This window comes from Brevundimonas sp. EAKA (genome assembly GCF_000698025.1).
GTDB classification, from domain to species: Bacteria; Pseudomonadota; Alphaproteobacteria; order Caulobacterales; family Caulobacteraceae; genus Brevundimonas; species Brevundimonas mediterranea_A.
In genome coordinates this window covers 1-17,455 of the sequence record NZ_JMQR01000015.1, presented here as the reverse complement: position 1 = coordinate 17,455, position 17,455 = coordinate 1, and the positions used below count along the sequence as shown (strand labels likewise).

Here is a 17,455-nt window from a genome sequence, read left to right as displayed (position 1 = left end):
CCGATTGACGCAAATTACGCTGTTTTTATTGAATTTTTGGTGGGCCAATTTTTTCAGCATCTACATCATACTAGTCCACTTACCCACAAAGAATGATGGCACGCTTGGCTTAGGGCGCTGCCCCTCGGCGCGCGCAACCACTTTCCGCCCAGCTTCGCCCTTCGGCGCTGTAGCCGGTTCCCCGCGAAAGTGGCGGCACTTGCACACCCGCTGTTCGCCACGAGGCAGGAGTGCGGGCTGCACTCTCCTTTCAACTGGATTTGAGGCGTAGGTCGGCGACGCAGGATAGCTTCGCCAATTACCTCGGCGCGCTTCCTATCGGGCGGTGCCAGGTGTCGCATCCGGTAAGCGCAATGAAGTCGGGTTCAGGGTACCGAAGGATTCGCCGCACATGTCGGGCTGACAGATCACCCGTGATCCGATCCTCAAACGCTAAATGATCCCGCGCGGGATGACCTGAGGCGCTAAGGTGGTGGGCCACGACGGAGAAGGCGGCGGTTGCGCTGCCCCTAAGAAGAGCAAGGGGGATATCCGCTTCGATGAGGCAGGGAGTCCCGATGGACCGAAGCAGCGGCCCCATCACCGGGTCGGCGTCATGCGAATTATAGAGAGCCTCGCCGCCCCATGTGCCAAGCAGTGAAGCAATCCCGCCCTCTCCGGATTCTCTGGGCGGGTAGAAGCACCACCAGACACGCCCCTGGCGATACGTCTCGCTGGCTTGATTGCGGGCTTTCCATTGCTCCGCTGTTTCAGCATCAATCGTTCCGGCCAACACCAACGCATCAATTCGAACATGCAGGACGCTCTCGTTAGGAGGCTGCATGCCTGTCGCCACAATGGCCGCCGCCTCTTGATCCGTCAGGCGTGTGCAGTGCCAAGCCAGAAGCGAATAGGGCTGGAGCAATTCCACCAATCGGTAGATGGCGCGATCATAAATGGCGGCGCTGAAGCGCACCGGACCCGTCGCCCAATCCAAGAACAAGTCGTGATGCTCGGCGAGGAAAGCGCGAAGCGGCTCAGGCCAAAGCGCGGGCGTGTTCAGGGGGAGCGGGATCGCTGCTGCTTCACCTGACCTCGACACGGAGACCTCCTATTCCAGTGCGTCTGCCACCTTCTCCTCAAGAAGCGAAAGTCACCTCGTTCGGGCAGGTCTGGACACGCGTTTTGGACACAGATTTGGACACATCGATTCAAAGAAAACCAAACAACATATTGATTTTGCTTAGTTTAAATAAACCGCTTGCCCGAACCTAAATCCAGTGCGTCTACCAGTTCCGCCACATCCGCTTGGGCAGGTGGTGGGCTCTAGAGGGCCGGACGTCGCCTGACAAGAGCCTCCAGCGGCCTTCAGCGGCGTCCGGCGACCAGTTCGTTGCGGATCGTCCGTCCCAGGGGATCGCGAGCCTGCCAGCTTTGACCGATGTCGGCCTCGACCATGCGGCTACAGAAGCGTGGCAGAATCTGGCGTGGCCTGAACCCGGTCAAACAGATCTTGTCGCCCTCCCGGCTCCAGCGCGCGCTCAACTGACGCCCGTCCGAGAACTGGGACACATAGCGGCCGTCCGGCTCGAAAAAATGCTTCACCCACTGGCCGTTGGGATAGTGAGACACGATGGTGTTGCCAAAGGCCTCCGCCATATCGGCCCGCGCCGGGGCCGTAGAGGCGACGACGACGCCCAGCGCCAGGCCGCAACCGATCAGGACCGTCCGCATCATCCCCTCCGCGTCTTTCCGACCAGATATTACCGATCGTTAAGACTTTGCAAGCCGGAGGGTTCCGGACGGTCCGTGCGTCGGATCAGACGTTGCCGCGGCGGCTCGATTCGAACAGGAACCAGACGCGCTTCTCGCTCTCGTCGATCCAGTTCTCCAGCAGGCTGGCGGTCGCCACGTCGTTGTGCTCGTCGCAAAGATCGTGGACCTCGCGCATACGCCCGACCAGGTCGTTGTTGTCGTCCCGCAGTTCGGCCAGCATGTCGAGCGCATCCACGAACTCGGCGTCATTGTCGAGAACGCGCGATTCGCGGGCGATCTGACCGACAGAGCGCAGAGTGGTCCCGCCGATCTTGCGCGCCCGTTCGGCGATCAGATCGGTCATGGCCAGGATCTCGGCCGATTGTTCGTCCAGCATCAGGTGATAGTCGCGGAAATGCGGGCCGGACACGTGCCAGTGGAAATTCTTGGTCTTGATATAGAGAGCAAAGACATCCGCCAGCAGGGTCGTCAGAGCGGCGGAAATATCCCGCGTCGCGGCCTCCGACAGGCTGGTGGGGGTTTTCAACGGCGCCAGACGTTTCTCGTGGGCGGTGGCCATGGTCATTCTCCTCAGCTGAAGCACTGCTTAGCTAGGGAGCGTGAGGTCCCAGCGAAAGTCCCGGCGCCCTTCATTTTTGCCGTTGCGTACATTGTCCGTATACCAATGTTCGCTACAGTCGAAATCTTGCGACTTCAGACACGACCCCGGACTGGGTCCAGATCCCGGCTCAGATCGTCATGAGATACAATATTTGCAGTCGCACCTGGGACCAGGGCGAGCGGCCCGTCCACCTTACCTCCATATCGCAGGGCCAATACAGCATCAGCGACGACCCGGACGCGGTGATCACGACGGTCCTCGGCTCGTGTGTCGCAGCCTGTATTCGCGATCCCAAGCGAGGCGTGGGCGGCATGAACCATTTCGTTCTCCCCGAATCTCCGACGCCGCTTTCGGAACAGGACGACCCGTCGCGCTACGGCTCCTACCTCATGCAGCGTCTGGTCGATGGCCTGCTGGAAGCCGGAGCCAATCCCCACTGTCTCGAAGCCATGGTGTTCGGCGGCGCCAGTCCCGGCGATTCGTTCTACAATGTGGGGGCGCACAATGTGGCCTTCGCCGAGGGTTTCCTCGCTGACCGGGGCATAGAGATCGTCGATTCGATCTGCGGCGGGCGTTCCGGATGCAAGGTGGAATACTGGCCGGCGTCCGGCAAACTGATCCATACGCCTTTGGGGAAATACGGAAAGGCCTGACCCGCCGCTCACAAGCTTCGCCGGGTTCTGCCCCTAGCAGCCGTTGGTCCCAAGTCCTGAACCTAGAGCCGCGGCGGGGAGCCGGCGGGCCGCGATGATGGACGACCGACCAATCGACCAGTCGGCTCGGTTATCGCTGGAGCGGTATGTGCCGGCGCTTCCCCTGCTGACGCCGATCGACCGGTTCACGCAACGGAACAGGCCAGCGGCGCGCCTGGCGTTGTTCGACGCCAGCTGAACCAGCAGGAGATCTCGTGGGCGCTGCGGTGTGTCGCCAACAGGACATGTCCGGGACACTCAAGCTTCACAGGACCCCGCTACACCGCGCCGAACAGACAGCAGGCACGCCTTTCGGCGGGGGCGCGGACGTGGCGTACGACGGGGATCAGAAGCTGGCGACGGTTACGTGGTCGCCGGTCCGCGACTTCGTCCGTCGACTGGCCCATCGACGGCTGGGGCGCGCGGATATGGCGGACGATGTGGCGCAGGAAACCTTGCTGCGGCTTATCGAGTACCAACGCGGCGGCCGGATCGACAACCTGTACGGCCTCGCCACGCGCATCGCGGAGAATCTCGTGAACGAGGAGTATCGGCGTGAGCGACGTTGGAGGGTCGAAGGGTTGAGCGAAACGCTCGCCAGCGGCCAACCTTCGCCCGAAAGGGTTGTGGAGGGCCGCGAGGCCGTGGAGGTCCTGAAACGCGCGCTCAAGCGCATGCCGCGCCTGCGTCGAGAGATCATAATCCGGCGACGCATCCACCGCCAGGGTTGCGCCGCCATCGCCGAGGACCTTGGCCTGAGCGTCAAGGCGGTGGAGAAACATGTGACCCGAGGTCTGCTGGACCTGAATGAGGCCTGCGGTCAGAAGCGGCGCGGGCGGAGGACGGCGCTCTGATGACGAATGACAAACGCATCATGGCGGAGGCCGCCGCCTGGGCGGACCGAGCCTCGCACCCGGATGCGGATCTCGATGACGCCGCAGCGTTCGAGAGCTGGATGAACGCGAGTCCCGCTCACCGCGCGGCCTTCGCCGAGATGATCGGCTTGTGGCGCTCCGACGCCTTGAGCCAGGCGGCGGCTGAGGTGGAGCAGCGGGCCGATCTCCGGCGCCCCCTTCGGGTTCCGTGGCGTCTGGCGGCGCCCTCCGCCCTGGCGATGGCGGCCGTCTGCATCGCCGCCGTGCTTGTCGCGCCCTGGATGGACCACCGAACCCTGGAGACCCGGCGCGGCGAGACCCGGACGGTGGCGCTGGCGGACGGCACCTCGATCCGGCTGAATGGCGACGCCCGCCTGTCGATCCGGCAGAGCCCTCTCTGGCGCGCCGCGACGCTCGAGCGCGGCGAGGCCTGGTTCGAAGTGCGGCACGACGGTCGGCCGTTCGTCATCGACGCGGGCGAAGGCGAGGTACGGGTCATGGGGACCGCTTTCAATGTGGATCGGATGGCCTGCGGTCGGGCGGAAGTCACTCTCTATCGAGGCGCGGTCCGACTGCGTACGCGCGGAGGCCAGATCCTCGACCTGGAGCCTGGAGACCGCGCGATGTTGGAACACGGCCGTATCCGCCCGACGACACACAGTCTCTCGACCCGGCCCGACTGGACCGACGGCTGGTTCGACGCGGAGGAAACGACCCTGGGACGCCTCGTGGCCGAAATCGACCGCTTCTCGAGAACGCCCGTCGTCATTGATGGCCAGGCCAGCCGTATCCCGGTCAGCGGACGCTTCCGCCTGACGGATCCGCCTGCCACGCTGGCGCTGATCGAGAGAGCCTATGACGTGCGCATTGACACGACGGGAGAGACGATCGTCGTCCGCAGCGGATCTCGCCAGCCGGACCGTCGCTAAGGTTTCACAAAAAGAAATGTCGGGTTCGGCCCTGGCCGGACATCGAACCGATGTCGACCGAAGTCGACGATTCACCGGGGGATACCGACATGACTTCCACACGGGCGCTCAACGCCCCCGTTTTCGCGCTCGCGGCCGTTCTGGCCGTGCCGCCGGCCGTGGCCACGGCCCAGGTCGCGCACCAGGCCTTCTCTATTCCCGCCCAGGATCTGGGCCGGGCGCTGACGGCCTATTCGCGCGCCACCGGCCTTCAGGTCGCGGCGCGCCCCGCCCTGCTCCAGGGTCGCCGCAGCCAGGCCGTCGAAGGTCGTTTCAGCCAGGCTGACGCCCTCGCCCGACTGGTCGGCGGCAGTGGACTGACCGCCCGCATCGTCGGCGACGCTGTGCTGATCGAAGCCGCTCCCTCGGCGCCGGTCCGCGCGGCACCCGCCAGACCGGCTGCGAACGCCGCGACCCGGTCTGCGCCGCCCCCGCTGGGAACCCCGGGCGGCGTGGACGCGCTGGACGAAGTGATCGTGACCGGCACCCGACAAGCCTCGCGCACGGCCGCCGAGACCCTGTCGCCCGTCGACGTCCTGTCCCAGGAAGAGATCCGCGAGAGCGTGTCCGGCGATCTTCAGGACACGCTGACCCTGCTCGCCCCGTCCTTCAACGTGCAGCGCCTGCACGCCGACCCGCCGGCCTTCGTGCGCCCGACGACCATGCGCGGCATGCCGGGCAAATACGTCCTCGCGCTGGTGAACGGCCGGCGTTACCACAACTCCGCGCAGGGTCAGGCCCCCGACCTGTCCACCATCCCCTCCGCCTCGATCCGTCGCACGGAAATCCTCCGTGACGGCGCGTCCGCCCAGTACGGCTCGGACGCCATCGCCGGCGTGATCAACATCATCCTCGACGACCGCCCGGGGCTGCGCGCCTTCAGCCAGTTCTCGCGCTACTATCAGGGGGACGGCGAAGAGTATCGCTTCGGTCTCGGCGGCGGTCTCGCGCTCGGCGAAAATGGCTCGATCAGCGGCGCTCTCGAGTACAACCGGCAGGGCCGCACGGGCCGGCAGGTCCAGCGGCCGGACGCCCTCGCCTTTGAACTCGCCCACCCCGGCGTTGAATTGCGCGATCCGGTGCAGAAGTGGGGCCAGCCGGAAGAGGAACGGCTCAAGGGCTCGCTCAACGCCAACTATCGCCTGTCCGGCAACCACGAACTCTACGCGTTCGGCCTGTTCAACGACAGCGAGGGGATGACGGATTTCAACTGGCGCAATCCGGACGCCACCAGCAACGTCTACAAGGCGACGGCCGCCTTCCCGGGCTTCTCCTTCCTGTCGATCTTCCCGGGCGGCTTCACGCCCCAGTTCGGGTCGAAGATCGAGGACTACCATCTGTCAGGCGGCGTCCGGGGCGACCTGTCGGATCGCCTGACCTATGACCTCGCCCTGACCTGGGGCACCAGCCGCGTCGCCTTCAGCCTGGACGACACGGTCAACGCCTCGCTCGGTCCGAAGAGCCCGACCAGTTTCTTCCTCGGCCGCGAGTATCAGGACGACTTCGTCGCCAACGCCGACTTCGTCTATCGGCTTCCGGTTGGCGGCAGCGAGCCGCTGAACATCGCCTTCGGCGCCGAGGCCCGCGTCGTGACCTATGGCGTACAGGTCGGCGACAAGGCCTCGTGGGAGATCGGACCGGGGGCCGCCTACGGTCTGGCCGTGGGATCCAACGGCATGCCGGGCTACAGCCCGGCGCGCGCCGGGGAATGGGACGCCCGCAGCTACGCCGCCTATGTGGACCTGGAATGGCGGCCTGTCGAAGCGCTGACGCTCGGGGCCGCCGGCCGCTACGAGGACCACGATTCGTTCGGCGGCAATTTCGACTACCGTCTGGCCGCCCGCTATGAACTGCCGGTCGGTCTGGCGGTCCGCGGCACCTACTCCACCGGGTTCCGCGCCCCGAAGCCGTTCGACCTGTATTCGTCGGCCTTTACCCAGAGCCTGAACCTGACCAACGGTTCGGTGAACAACAGCGGCCGCCTGAACGTCAACGATCCGCTGGCGATCTCGCTCGGCGCCCAGCCGCTGAAGCCCGAGACTTCGAAGAACAGCGCCCTGGGCGTCGTCTACAACAACCACGGGCTGACGCTCAGCATCGACGTCTATCGTGTCGACTCCAAGGACCGCCTCACGACCCGTTCGATGTCGGTTCCGGCGGGCACGCCGAACCCCCAGAACTTCACGTCCCTCAGCTACTTCATGAACGCCTATGAAGCGCGCACCCAGGGCGTGGACATCGTCGCCGCCTACCGCCGCGACATCGGTCCGGGTCGGTTCAACACCAGCCTGTCCTACAATCAGAATGAGACCGAGATCCTCGATGACCGTCTCGCGCCGCTGAACCCGCTCAACAAGGAGTTGTTCGCCCGCCGTTCGCGGCCTGGCGCGGGCGTCTCTGCTGGATTCGGCTATGACCTGGGTTCGCTCTCGGTCTCGTCGCGCATCCGCTACTACGGGACCTGGATCGACATGGGCACCGACCCGGACGACGCCGACCGCCTGTGGCAGGAATTCGATCCGATGGTGCTGGCCAATCTCAGTGTCTCGTACGATTTCGCCAACGGCGTGAATGTCAAAGTCGGGGGGGAGAATATCTTCGATTCCTATCCCGACCGGGCGACGCTCGACGCCAATCGCGGCCTGCTCTACTCGCGTAACGCCCCGTTCGACACCGACGGCGGGCAATACTGGATGCGTCTGGGCTATAATTTCTGACGCAGATCCCGATCAGGATCCCATGGGGCGTGGCGGCTGGACCGCCACGCCCTTCCCGCTCTTCCCGACGTTGCAGCAGCGTCCGGGCCATCGCCGAGATTTCCATGCTTGAGCTCAACCGTCGTGCGCTGCTGGCTGGCGGCGTCGTCCTCCCCGCCGGAGCCGCACTGACGCCCACGCCGGCCCGCGCAGCCTCCGACGACGACGCCTTCTGGCGCGACATCGCCGCCGAGTACGACGTCACCCGGGACGTCATCCAGCTCGAGAACGGCAACTGGGGCATGATGCCCAGGCCGGTCCACGCGCACTATGTCGAGGTCCTGTCCCGTGTGAACCGCGAGACGAGCTACTACGCCCGCCGCGGCATGGGGCGGGATCTGATGGACGTCAGAAGCCGCCTCGCCGAGACCCTGGGGGTCCCCGACGACGAGATCGCCTTCACGCGGAATGCGACAGAGGCGCTGAAGGCGCTGATCGGCGGCTACAACCGTCTCACCCCCGGCGACGCGGTTCTCTATGCGGATCTGGACTACGACAGCATGCAGCACTGCATGGATCGACTGGCCCTGCGCGAGCGGGCCGAGGTCGTGAGGATCGCCCTGCCCGAACCGGCCACAAGAATGCGGCTGATCGACGCCTATGCCGAGGCCTTCGACAGACATCCGCACGTGCGCCTGGTGCTGTTGACCCATGTCAGTCACAGAACCGGTCTCGTCCTGCCTGTCCGGGAAATAGCGGCCCTGGCGCGTGAACGCGGCATCGATGTGATCGTCGACGCCGCCCACAGCTGGCGTCAACTCGACTTCGCCCTGCCGGACCTGGATTGCGACTTCGTCGGCCTGAACGGGCACAAATGGCTGGCCGCGCCCCTGGGCGTCGGCGTCCTGCACATTCGCAAGAGCGCCCTTGATCGCATCGACCATGACCTGGCGACAGCGTCCGACGCTCCGGACGTCATCAGCGAACGGATCCATACCGGCACGCTGAACGCCGCCGCCTTCCTGACCGTGCCATCGGCCCTCGCGTTCGAGACCCGCATCGGCCTGGACCGCAAGAGCGCGCGCCTGCGCGCCCTGCGCGATCGCTGGGTCGAACCCGCACGGGCTATTCCAGGAATCGAAATTCTCACCCCTGACGAGCCCGGCCTGTATGGCGCGATCACAGCCTTCAGAATCACAGGACAGACCTCGATGCGCGCCAATGAGGCCATCGCGCGCCAGCTGCTGGATCGCCACCGCATCTTCACCGTGGCTCGAGGAGGCGTCGATCGAGGCGGCTGCGTCCGGGTGACCCCCAACCTGTTCAACACCATGCAGGAGATGGACTTCCTGGCAGGCGCGATCGCCAATGTCGTTCGCACCCTTCCCGACTTGCCAACTCCGAAAGCGTCGCGGGACTCCAGGGGTTGAAGATGAACTGGCGCGTTGTCGAAAGATGTCCAGGCGCGGGACACGTCTTGGGGCTGCCGCTCAGCGCGACAGGAAGAACTCGACCGGGGTCGTGAGCTCGATCGTGGCGCCGGAGATTTCAGGCGGGGGCGCGGGCAGAGGTTGGGCCCGCGCCAGCATGGCGAGGGCCTCGCGGTCGAGCAGGGCGCGGCCGGAACTGCGTTCAATGCTTGAGGCCAGGACGCGGCCGGCGCGGTCCATCGTGAAACGCACATGGACCACGCCCTCCTGACGCAGGCGCTGGGCGCCGGGCGGATAGCGCTTCTTGCTGTCCAGATGGGCCAGGAGGCGGGCTTTCCAGTCTTGCGGGGCGGTCGAGGCGCTGGGCGAAGGCGGCGCAGGGCGCGAGACGGGGGCCGTGGTGGCGGGCGCCGGCGTCTGGCGTTCGGCTGCGCGCGGGACGGGAGGCGCGACCGGGATGGCCACGGCTTCGGGCGCCTCGGCGTGAACGCGGAGCGGGACTGGCGGGCGCGGGAGGGGGCGGCTGGACGCGGCCTGGATCTGCTTGGGACCATCGACCTGTTCGGATGGCGGTCGGGGCGGTGCGGCGTTGCTGCGGACCAGAGCCACGACGATTACGGGCGGCTCCTCCAGCGGCATGGGCGCCGGGACGACGAAATGGATCAGAAGCAGCAGGGGCGCGGCGTGAAGGGCCAGGGCGCGACGGGCGCGCGCCCTGGGACGCCGGGGGGCAAGGCCCCCGACGTCGTTCAGGATCGTGGCGCGCGGCGCGGCTGTCATGCCGGGTCGGCGGCTCCATGGCGAAAGCCGACATCGACCAGGCCGCGCACGCGGGTGAAGGCGGCCGAGGCGCCGGCCATGACGCGGGCCTCTTCCTCGTCTGTCAGATCCGGGGCGTCGAGGGCGGCGGTGAATCTGCGCCAGTGGTTGGCGCGGCCTTCGGGCGAGGCGGCCAGATGGCGGGCGCCGAATTGGGCCGACAGGCCCAGCGCCGCCGCCGCCTTGATCAGGAAGGCGGCGCCCAGGTTCGACCCTTCGGCGACGTAGAGCCAGCCCAGGGCCGTCGGCAGATCCACCGATGCGCCCGCCACGAAGCGCGGGACCGGCGTTTCATCGGCCGGCGCAGCGCCCAGATCGGCGAGATCGGCCTTCACCTGTTCGTAGCGGCGGCGTCCGGACAGATCCGGGAACAGGGCCGCCAATTCCGGCGCCGCGTACAGGGCGGCGATGTCGCGGTGGAACATCTGCTGGATACGCAGGAACACGGCATAGGTCTCGCGGCTGCTGAACGGCTTGGCGGCCATGATGGCCTTGTCCAGCCCTTCGTGGACGCCATGGCTGGCGGACTTCAGACGTTTCGCGCGGCTTGTTTCGACTTGGATCATGGCGGCCTCAGTAACGATAGGTCAGGGCGAGGCGAACGGTGCGGCCGGGCGCGGGCATGACGCCCAGAGCCAGCGGGTCGAGGTAGTATTCGTCCATCACATTGTCGATGTTGAGGTCCAGCGCCGTCTGGTCCGTCACCTTCAGGCTTGCGAAGGCGTCATAGACGGTCGTCTCAAGATACAGTTGCTGGATCGCCGACAGGCCGACGTTCCAGGCCTTGTCCAGCTTGCTGATCGGACCCGAGTTGTGGACCGCCCGACCGCCGAGGGTCAGGCGGTCGTCGAACAGGTGCGCGCCCAGAGTCAGGTTCAGATTGAAGCGCGGCGGGTTCTGGGTGTTGGTGTAGGCGCCGACGAAGCCGCCGTCGACGCAGTCGGGCGTGGCCATCAGTTCGGCGTTCTTGCGGCTGGCGCCATAGGCGCGGCGTTCGGCGGCGATGTCGGGCGCGCAGGTCTTGGCCTCGAAATAATAGTGAGCCGACAGGTCGCCGAAGACGACGCCGTTGTCGTAGTTCGACTGGAGTTCGACGCCCGATACCTTGAACGCGTCGATGTTGCGGATCAGGCCCGCCGAAATGCTGCGGTAGTCGCGGGTGATCAGATCGTCGATCACGGTGTTGAAATAGGCGACCTTGAAGGCGGTGCGGTCGCCGCCGGTGAGCAGGTCGCGGCGGATGGCGCTGGCGCCGACTTCCCATGTTCGGCCGCGCTCAGGCTTCATGCCCTCGGTCGGACGCGCGGCGCTGAACAGGCCCAGGGTGGTTTCGAACAGGCTGGGCAGCTTCACACCCTCGGCGTATTTCACATAGACGAGGGTGTCCTCGTCGAAGTGGTAGGTGACGCTGCCGGTCGGCATGAAGGCGTCGTCGGTGCGCCGGATGGGGTCGGACCAGGTCCAGGTGGCCGGGACCTTGAGATCTTCGGGCGCGTCGGCGTCGTAGAAGTTCCAGCCGACGATATCGGCCACCGTGCCGTGTTCGTAGGGCGAGGCCAGCAGCGAGGCCTTGGTGAACTGGCCGCTGGCGTCGGGATACCAGTTCAGCAGGGCGATCCGTTTCGCCAGGTAGGCGGGGCGGCTCGGGTCGCCGTTCAGCAGTTCGGTATAGCGATACTGACCGATCACCTCGTAGGTGGCGGGCGTGGCCAGACGGTTGCGGTCCTTGACCTCGACACGGTTGAAGCGCCCGCCGGCCATCAGCTCCCAGTGTGTGTCGGGCTCCCACTTCACCGAGGCGACGGCGCTGTATTCCTGACGTTCGGCGTTGCGCAGGAAGCGGTTGTTCACCAGATCGTCGTGCATGATCGGCGAGTTCGGACCGGGAGCGATGTCCTCGTCGCTGAAGGACAGGCCGTAGTTCAAGGTGAACTTGCCCGCGCCGGTGAACAGGAGAGAGGTGTTGGTGAGGTCGCCGCCGAACCGTTTCTGGGTCAGTTCGTTGCGATAGGCCTCCTTGTACCCCGGGTCGGTGTTGAAGGAGGGGCCGTCGTACCATTCGGTGCGGCGGTCATAATACCAGGGAGTGATGCCGGTCAGGCCGTTGTACATCAGGCTGTCGGCGTGGGTGTACCAGGCGTTGACCTTGAGATCGATCAGATCGCCCTGGGGCTTGTAGCGGTAACGCAGACTATAGGCGTCCATATCGACGGTCCCCAGGTCCCATTGCGGGACCTGGTCGCGATCTACCCGAATGATCTGCGAGGCCATGATCTCGCCCTGCTCGCCCTGATAGCGGCGATAGCCGGCCTCCAGCGTCTGGTGATCGGTGACGCGCCAGGTTCCCTTCAGCAGCAGGGATTCCGACTGGGACGAGGTGTTGAAAACCTCAGCGTTCGTGGGGTTCAGCGTCGCCAGGACCCGCCGTCCCTGGGGGAAGTCGTTGTAGTTCCGGTGGCCGGAGAAATAGTTGCCCGTGTCACGCCAGGCGTAGGCGGCGACCAGGTCGAACCGATCCCAGCGTCCCGCGCCGGCGATGTTGAAGAATTGCCCGCCCGGACGGGTCAGGTCGCCCCGGTCGGTCCGCGACTTGTCGCTATAGGCCGGAAGGCTGCGGGCGCTGGCGTCGGACACGCCGGTGCGGACGCGCAGGCCCAGGTCGCGGCCTTCGCTCAGGACGTCGTCGACGTTCAGCGTCTCCATAACGACCACGCCGCCGATGCCGCCAGAGGCGTTGGCCTCCAGGCTGGGGCCCTTGTTGATGGTGATGCTCGAGATCAGATCGGGATCCAGATAGGTCCGCTGCGACTGACCGGCGTAGCCGCGGTAGGCGTCCATGGTCGACTGGCCGCCGTCGATGATGATCGGCACCCGGCTCTGGCCCTGAATGCCGCGGATATTGACGTCCAGAGCGTTGGCGACGCGCGGGTCGCCGGCGGTCACGCCCGCCACGCCCTTGATGATGTCGGCGGTCGAGGCGCCGCGAAACCGTTCGATGGTGTCCTGCGCGATATAGGCGCTGGATCCGGTCGTGCGGTAGGGCGCTTCCACAGGATCGCCCGCCTCGCCGGCGCCGGTGGCGCTGAGCCCGCCTGCGCCGCCTTCGGTCGCGCCCTGCACCCTGATCGGACCCAGGGCGAGGGTTCCGTCGGCGACGGCGGGGGCGGCGGACAGGGTCGCCGTGCGGCCCGACAGACGTTAGGTCCCGCCGGTGCCGGACAGCAGACGCGACAGCCCCTCTGACGCGCCGTATCGCCCCCGCAGTCCGCGTGTCGAAACGCCGCGCGTCAGGCCGGCGTCGTAGGCCATTTCGATATCAGCCTGGCGGGCGAAGGCGGCCAGGGCCGGCGACAGGGGGCCGGCCGGTATGTCGAACTGCGTCGCGGCAGACTGCGCCTGGGCGGCCGGTGCGAGGATGATGGCCGGAACCACGGCGGCCGTGGCCATGAGGAAGAGACGCAGGGCCCCCAGTTCGTGTCTCGCCTTAGTCAATTTCGCCTCTCGTGGCGCGCTCCGCGCCGGTCCGGTTGGTTCGCAAATCATGCGAATGAGAATGGTTCTCTGTAGATAGACGCACCAGGAGGCCGAACCGGGACTGTCCGAATTCAGAAAAAATCCTGGAGATCCGCTCAGCCGTGAATGATCACCGCGCCGCCGGGCAGGCGGGTGGCGCGAACACCCAGGGTCTGTTCCAATCGCGCGAGGGTGCGGGACGGCTGATCGATCCGGAAGGCGCCGCTGACGCGACGGTTTCGAACGGCGCGTCCAAACACCGTGATCGGCGTCGGCGAGTAGCGGGCGATCTCCTCGACCACCTCGGCCAGGGGGCGATCTTCGAACACCAGCCAGCCCTGGGTCCAGGCGTCGACGTCCGGCGACGACGGCGTCGGGGCGGATGGCGCCTGATCCGGACGGTAGGTCGAGGTCATGGTCTCGGGCGTCGTCACCGATCCCGAACGGGTCGCAATTCGAACCCTGTGTTCGGTCACCGAGACCTGGGTCAGGACGGCGCGACGGCGAACGACGAACCGCGTGCCCAGGGCTGTAGTGGAGCCGCCGCCGGCCTCGACCGTGAAGGGCCGCTGGGCGTCGGGCGCGACCATGAAGGCGGCTTCTCCGCGCAGCAGTCGAACCGTTCGGCGGTCAGGCGCATAGGCCACGTCGATGGCGCTGTCGGTGTTCACCTGCACGACCGAGCCGTCGTCCAGCCTCACCGTTCTTTGCTCGCCCGGCCGGGTGAGCACGTCGGCGTTCAGACGGGTCGGAACGTCCAGCATCATGCAGGCCAGAACCACGGCGGCCGCCAGCCCGGTTGTGATCGATAGTCCTGACCGCCCAATGCGCGGAATCGATGTGCGTCGCGAACGCCGTTCCGACCTCGCGCGCCATGCGGGCGCGGCGGGGCGAGCCGCCTGGCCCATGTCCCGCCAAAGGGACTGCGCACGTGCGAAGGCGCGGGCGTTCGCCGGCGTTTCCAGCCATGTCTTCAGCCGGTCCTCGCCGACGGCGTCCAGCAGGCCGCCGTCCTGCTCAGCCAGCCAGCGTGCGGCCTCCCGGTCTATGGGGGCGACGTGTCTGGGCGCTCGCGACATCATCCAGCCTCCCGTTCCGCCAGTCGCGTTTGGCAGTGGTGCAAGGCGTGGCGGACGTGTTTGGCTACGGCGTTCGGCGTGATGCCCAACCGTTCGGCGACCTCGGCCGGCGACAGCTCCTCGATACGCCGCAGCAGGAAGACCTCGCGGCAACGCGGCGGCAACTCGTCGATGGCTTCCGCCAGGAGGTCCAGCCTTTGCCGATGCATGATCCGGGCCTCGGTCGTGGGGGCGGCGTCGATCACGCCGGGATCCTCGATCTGGCCCTCGAAGAGGACCGCGCCACGCTTGCGGCGGCGCATCTGGTCCGAGGCCAGGTTGAGGGCCAATCGATAGAGATAGGCGCGCTTGTCCTGGATCGCCGCAGGGTCGGCGATCCGTTGCACACGCAGCCACAGGGTCTGGGCGATGTCCTCGGCCAAGCTGGAGTCGCCCAGAATACGTCGCGCCAGCCGCACCAGCGACGGACGTTCGATCATCAGCAATTGCGCGAAACTCTGCCCCGGCTGTGAGTCTGACTGTGCCATTGTCCAGCGCGATACACGCCCTGCGAATTGCTCGCAACAGCGTGAGGCGGGTCGAACTCGCCCTGCCAAGGTGACGTGGCCCCGTCTCTCATCCAGCCCTAACGAGAGTCCTTTGGCGCCCTCGACTGAGCGCTCAAGCGCGTACAGAAAATCGCACGCCGCTACGTGACCGGTAAAGCCGTCGGAATGGGCCCAGAACAAAAGCGAACTGTAAAACCCGGGGATCAGCGCCGAAACGGCTTAAACCCTTATGGGGCGGATGGCTGGGGAACTAGGACTCGAACCTAGAATGACGGTACCAAAAACCGGAGTGTTACCATTACACCATTCCCCAGCAGGTCCGGCGACCGCAGCGCTCTCGCGCGGCGGAGGCGGTCAGATAGGCCAAACCGTTTTCGGATGCAACACCCTCTTTCAGGACTATTTTCGCCCCGTGCGAAGAAGGTCGAAATGGATGCTTGCGGGGTCCGAAACCCATGGCTATAAGCCGCGTCCTCACTTCGGGGCGACGCCGCCAGGCCAGCCCCCACGGTCGGAGTGTGGCTCAGCCTGGTAGAGCACTGCGTTCGGGACGCAGGGGTCGGAGGTTCGAATCCTCTCACTCCGACCATCTTCTCTTTTGACATCGACGGCAGGACGGCGGGTTTCAGACCCGCCTCCCCCCGCGCGGCCAGACGTCAGTCGTCGTTCGCCGCCGACTCCCGGGCCTTGCGCGCCACTTCGTTCAGATGCGTCCCCACCGACTCGATCGGCCGCCGGCCCAGGGCGCTGCGCCGCGCCAGCAGGTCGGGCGAGCCGGCGTCGTAATCCGCCATCAGGGCGCGCACGAACCCCCCGCCCTGCACCTCGGCCAGCACCTGGTCCATCGCCGCGCGCGAGGCGGCGTTGATGATGCGCGGCCCGGTCAGATAGGCCCCGTACTCCGCCGTATTGGAAATCTTGGCGAAGGCGCCGGCTATGCCGCGTTCGTACATCAGGTCGGTGACCAGCTTGGCCTCGTAGAAACATTCGAACCAGGCCACCTCGGGCGGATAGCCGGCCTCGACCAGTTTCATGAAGGCCGAATCGATCAGTTCGGCGATCCCGCCGCACAGCACCACCTGTTCGCCGAACAGATCGCTCTCGCACTCGTCCCTCATCGTCGTCTCGAGGATGCCCTTGCGCCCGCACCCCAGGGCGGCCGCATAGGACAGGCCCAGGGCGTGGGCGCCGCCCGTGGCGTCCTGATGCACCCCGAACAGGCAGAAGACCCCCTCCCCGGCCTCGTACAGGTCGCGGATGCGCGGCCCGATCCCCTTGGGCGAGGCCAGGATCACGTCCAGGTCGGCGCGCGGCTCCACCAGGCCGAACCGCACCGACAGGCCGTGGGCGAAGACCAAGGCCGCCCCTGGCCGCACGTTCGGCGCCAGTTCGTCGCGCCACAGGTCGCGGTGCGCCTCGTCCGAGGTCATGACGGCGACCACATCCGCGCCCGCCGCCGCTTCGCCCGCGGTCATCACGGCGAATCCGTCGGCCTTGGCCCGTTCCCGCGTCTTCGACCCGGCCTTCAGGCCCACCACGATGTCGGTCACGCCCGAATCGCGCAGGTTCAGCGCATGGGTCCGCCCCTGGCTGCCGTAGCCGATCATGGCCACGCGCTTGCCGCGAATGATCGAAAGGTCGCAGTCGCGGTCATGGAAGACGGGCAACGGATTGGCTAAGATCTGTGTCATGACCGCCTTCATAGCCCCATCCGACGTCGTCGCCTTCTGGAAAGCGGCCGGTCCCGACAAGTGGTTCGCCAAGGACGAGGCCTTCGACGCCGCGTTTCGCGCGCGGGGCCATGATCTGCACCTGTCCGCCGCCCGGCGCGAGCGCGACGACTGGATCGATACGCCCGAATCCGCCCTCGCCCTCCTGATCCTGCTGGACCAGTATCCGCGCAACAGTTTCCGCGGCACGGCCCACCAGTTCGCCACCGACCCCCTGGCGCTGATGTTCGCGAACCAGGCCGTGGCGCGCGGCCACCATCTCCAGGTCGCGCCGGAACTGAAGAACTTCCTCCTCCTCCCCTTCGAACATTCCGAACGGATCGAGGATCAGGACCGCTACATGGCCCTGGTCGCCGGCGACGCCGAGCTGGAGAAATGGGGCCGCCTCCACCGCGACATCATCGTCCGCTTCGGCCGCTTCCCCCACCGCAACCCCGCCCTGGGCCGCGCCACCACGCCCGAGGAACAGGCCTTCCTCGACCAGGGCGGCTTCGGCGGCTGACGTCTCACCTCCCCGTTCGCGAAGGCGAACGGGGAGGACAGGCGGGAGCGTCAGCGAACGCCAGGAGGGGGCGACTCGGCGCCCGACGCGGCCGTGGCCATCTCCACCGCCGGGGTCGCCCCCCCCCGGTCGCCAGCGCGACCTGTCCTCCCCCCGCGCCTTCCCGCGCGGACAGGGGGGCCAACACCCACAATGACGCTGGGCTGAATCGAACGATTTCCAAGCCCCAAAAAAATCTCGACCCTAT

16 protein-coding genes and 2 tRNA genes are annotated in these 17,455 nt (G+C 66.4%); 7 read left to right on the top strand and 11 right to left on the bottom strand.

All coding sequences use genetic code 11. From position 1 onward, the window contains the following. Nucleotides 1–298 precede the first annotated feature (298 nt). From ER13_RS03815 to ER13_RS03805, 3 genes are all read right to left on the bottom strand, one after another. Nucleotides 299–1,081 (bottom strand): hypothetical protein, encoded by a 783-nt coding sequence (locus ER13_RS03815; protein ID WP_035306684.1) that lies wholly within the window; start codon nt 1,079–1,081, stop codon nt 299–301. Nucleotides 1,082–1,347: 266 nt separating this feature from the next. Continuing rightward, nucleotides 1,348–1,716 (bottom strand): hypothetical protein, encoded by a 369-nt coding sequence (locus ER13_RS03810; protein WP_008258840.1) that lies wholly within the window; start codon nt 1,714–1,716, stop codon nt 1,348–1,350. A gap of 82 nt (nt 1,717–1,798) precedes the next feature. Beyond that, nucleotides 1,799–2,314, bottom strand: coding sequence for a Dps family protein (locus ER13_RS03805; protein WP_197019716.1), 516 nt, complete (start codon nt 2,312–2,314; stop codon nt 1,799–1,801). A 179-nt stretch (nt 2,315–2,493) separates the two neighbouring features. Here ER13_RS03805 and ER13_RS03800 point away from each other — a divergent pair, with 179 nt between their 5' ends. From ER13_RS03800 to ER13_RS03780, 5 genes are all read left to right on the top strand, one after another. Continuing rightward, nucleotides 2,494–3,009, top strand: a complete 516-nt coding sequence (locus ER13_RS03800) for a hypothetical protein (protein ID WP_050771635.1) — start codon at nt 2,494–2,496, stop codon at nt 3,007–3,009. A 284-nt stretch (nt 3,010–3,293) separates the two neighbouring features. After that, a complete protein-coding gene (locus ER13_RS03795; RefSeq protein WP_052004839.1) occupies nt 3,294–3,902 on the top strand; it encodes an RNA polymerase sigma factor in 609 nt (202 codons plus the stop codon). Next, nucleotides 3,902–4,852, top strand: a complete 951-nt coding sequence (locus ER13_RS03790) for a FecR family protein (protein WP_008260080.1) — start codon at nt 3,902–3,904, stop codon at nt 4,850–4,852. Before ER13_RS03795 ends, ER13_RS03790 begins: the two co-directional genes overlap by 1 nt. A gap of 89 nt (nt 4,853–4,941) precedes the next feature. Then, nucleotides 4,942–7,608 carry a TonB-dependent receptor gene (locus ER13_RS03785; protein ID WP_081836119.1) on the top strand — a complete coding sequence of 889 codons (2,667 nt, stop codon included), beginning with the start codon at nt 4,942–4,944 and terminating at the stop codon, nt 7,606–7,608. A gap of 104 nt (nt 7,609–7,712) precedes the next feature. Continuing rightward, nucleotides 7,713–9,017, top strand: a complete 1,305-nt coding sequence (locus ER13_RS03780) for an aminotransferase class V-fold PLP-dependent enzyme (RefSeq protein WP_050771638.1) — start codon at nt 7,713–7,715, stop codon at nt 9,015–9,017. A 60-nt stretch (nt 9,018–9,077) separates the two neighbouring features. Here ER13_RS03780 and ER13_RS03775 read toward each other — a convergent pair whose 3' ends face one another. The 7 genes from ER13_RS03775 to ER13_RS03750 all read right to left on the bottom strand — a co-directional run bounded on the left by ER13_RS03775 (nt 9,078) and on the right by ER13_RS03750 (nt 15,289). After that, nucleotides 9,078–9,797, bottom strand: coding sequence for an energy transducer TonB (locus ER13_RS03775; RefSeq protein ID WP_052004837.1), 720 nt, complete (start codon nt 9,795–9,797; stop codon nt 9,078–9,080). Beyond that, nucleotides 9,794–10,402: a biliverdin-producing heme oxygenase gene (locus ER13_RS03770; protein WP_035306681.1), complete on the bottom strand. Its 609-nt coding sequence runs from the start codon at nt 10,400–10,402 to the stop codon at nt 9,794–9,796. The genes ER13_RS03775 and ER13_RS03770 overlap by 4 nt, the downstream gene beginning before the upstream one ends. Before the next feature lie 7 nt (nt 10,403–10,409). Next, nucleotides 10,410–12,956, bottom strand: a complete 2,547-nt coding sequence (locus tag ER13_RS03765) for a TonB-dependent receptor (protein ID WP_197019715.1) — start codon at nt 12,954–12,956, stop codon at nt 10,410–10,412. A gap of 78 nt (nt 12,957–13,034) precedes the next feature. Beyond that, nucleotides 13,035–13,328, bottom strand: a complete 294-nt coding sequence (locus ER13_RS18595; protein WP_197019714.1) for an STN domain-containing protein — start codon at nt 13,326–13,328, stop codon at nt 13,035–13,037. A gap of 137 nt (nt 13,329–13,465) precedes the next feature. Further along, nucleotides 13,466–14,431 carry a FecR family protein gene (locus ER13_RS03760; RefSeq protein WP_052004836.1) on the bottom strand — a complete coding sequence of 322 codons (966 nt, stop codon included), beginning with the start codon at nt 14,429–14,431 and terminating at the stop codon, nt 13,466–13,468. After that, a complete protein-coding gene (locus ER13_RS03755; RefSeq protein WP_081836117.1) occupies nt 14,428–14,955 on the bottom strand; it encodes an RNA polymerase sigma factor in 528 nt (175 codons plus the stop codon). Before ER13_RS03755 ends, ER13_RS03760 begins: the two co-directional genes overlap by 4 nt. Before the next feature lie 260 nt (nt 14,956–15,215). Then, nucleotides 15,216–15,289 (bottom strand) — tRNA-Gln (locus tag ER13_RS03750). A gap of 199 nt (nt 15,290–15,488) precedes the next feature. Between ER13_RS03750 and ER13_RS03745 the strand changes: the two genes are divergently transcribed. Further along, nucleotides 15,489–15,565, top strand: a tRNA-Pro gene (locus ER13_RS03745). Nucleotides 15,566–15,632: 67 nt separating this feature from the next. Here ER13_RS03745 and ilvC read toward each other — a convergent pair. Beyond that, nucleotides 15,633–16,667, bottom strand: coding sequence for a ketol-acid reductoisomerase (ilvC, locus tag ER13_RS03740; RefSeq protein ID WP_081836116.1), 1,035 nt, complete (start codon nt 16,665–16,667; stop codon nt 15,633–15,635). On the opposite strand from ilvC, the gene ER13_RS03735 reads away from it, so the two are divergent. Then, nucleotides 16,666–17,208 carry a DUF924 family protein gene (locus ER13_RS03735; RefSeq protein WP_035306679.1) on the top strand — a complete coding sequence of 181 codons (543 nt, stop codon included), beginning with the start codon at nt 16,666–16,668 and terminating at the stop codon, nt 17,206–17,208. The genes ilvC and ER13_RS03735 overlap by 2 nt on opposite strands. Nucleotides 17,209–17,455 lie beyond the last annotated feature (247 nt).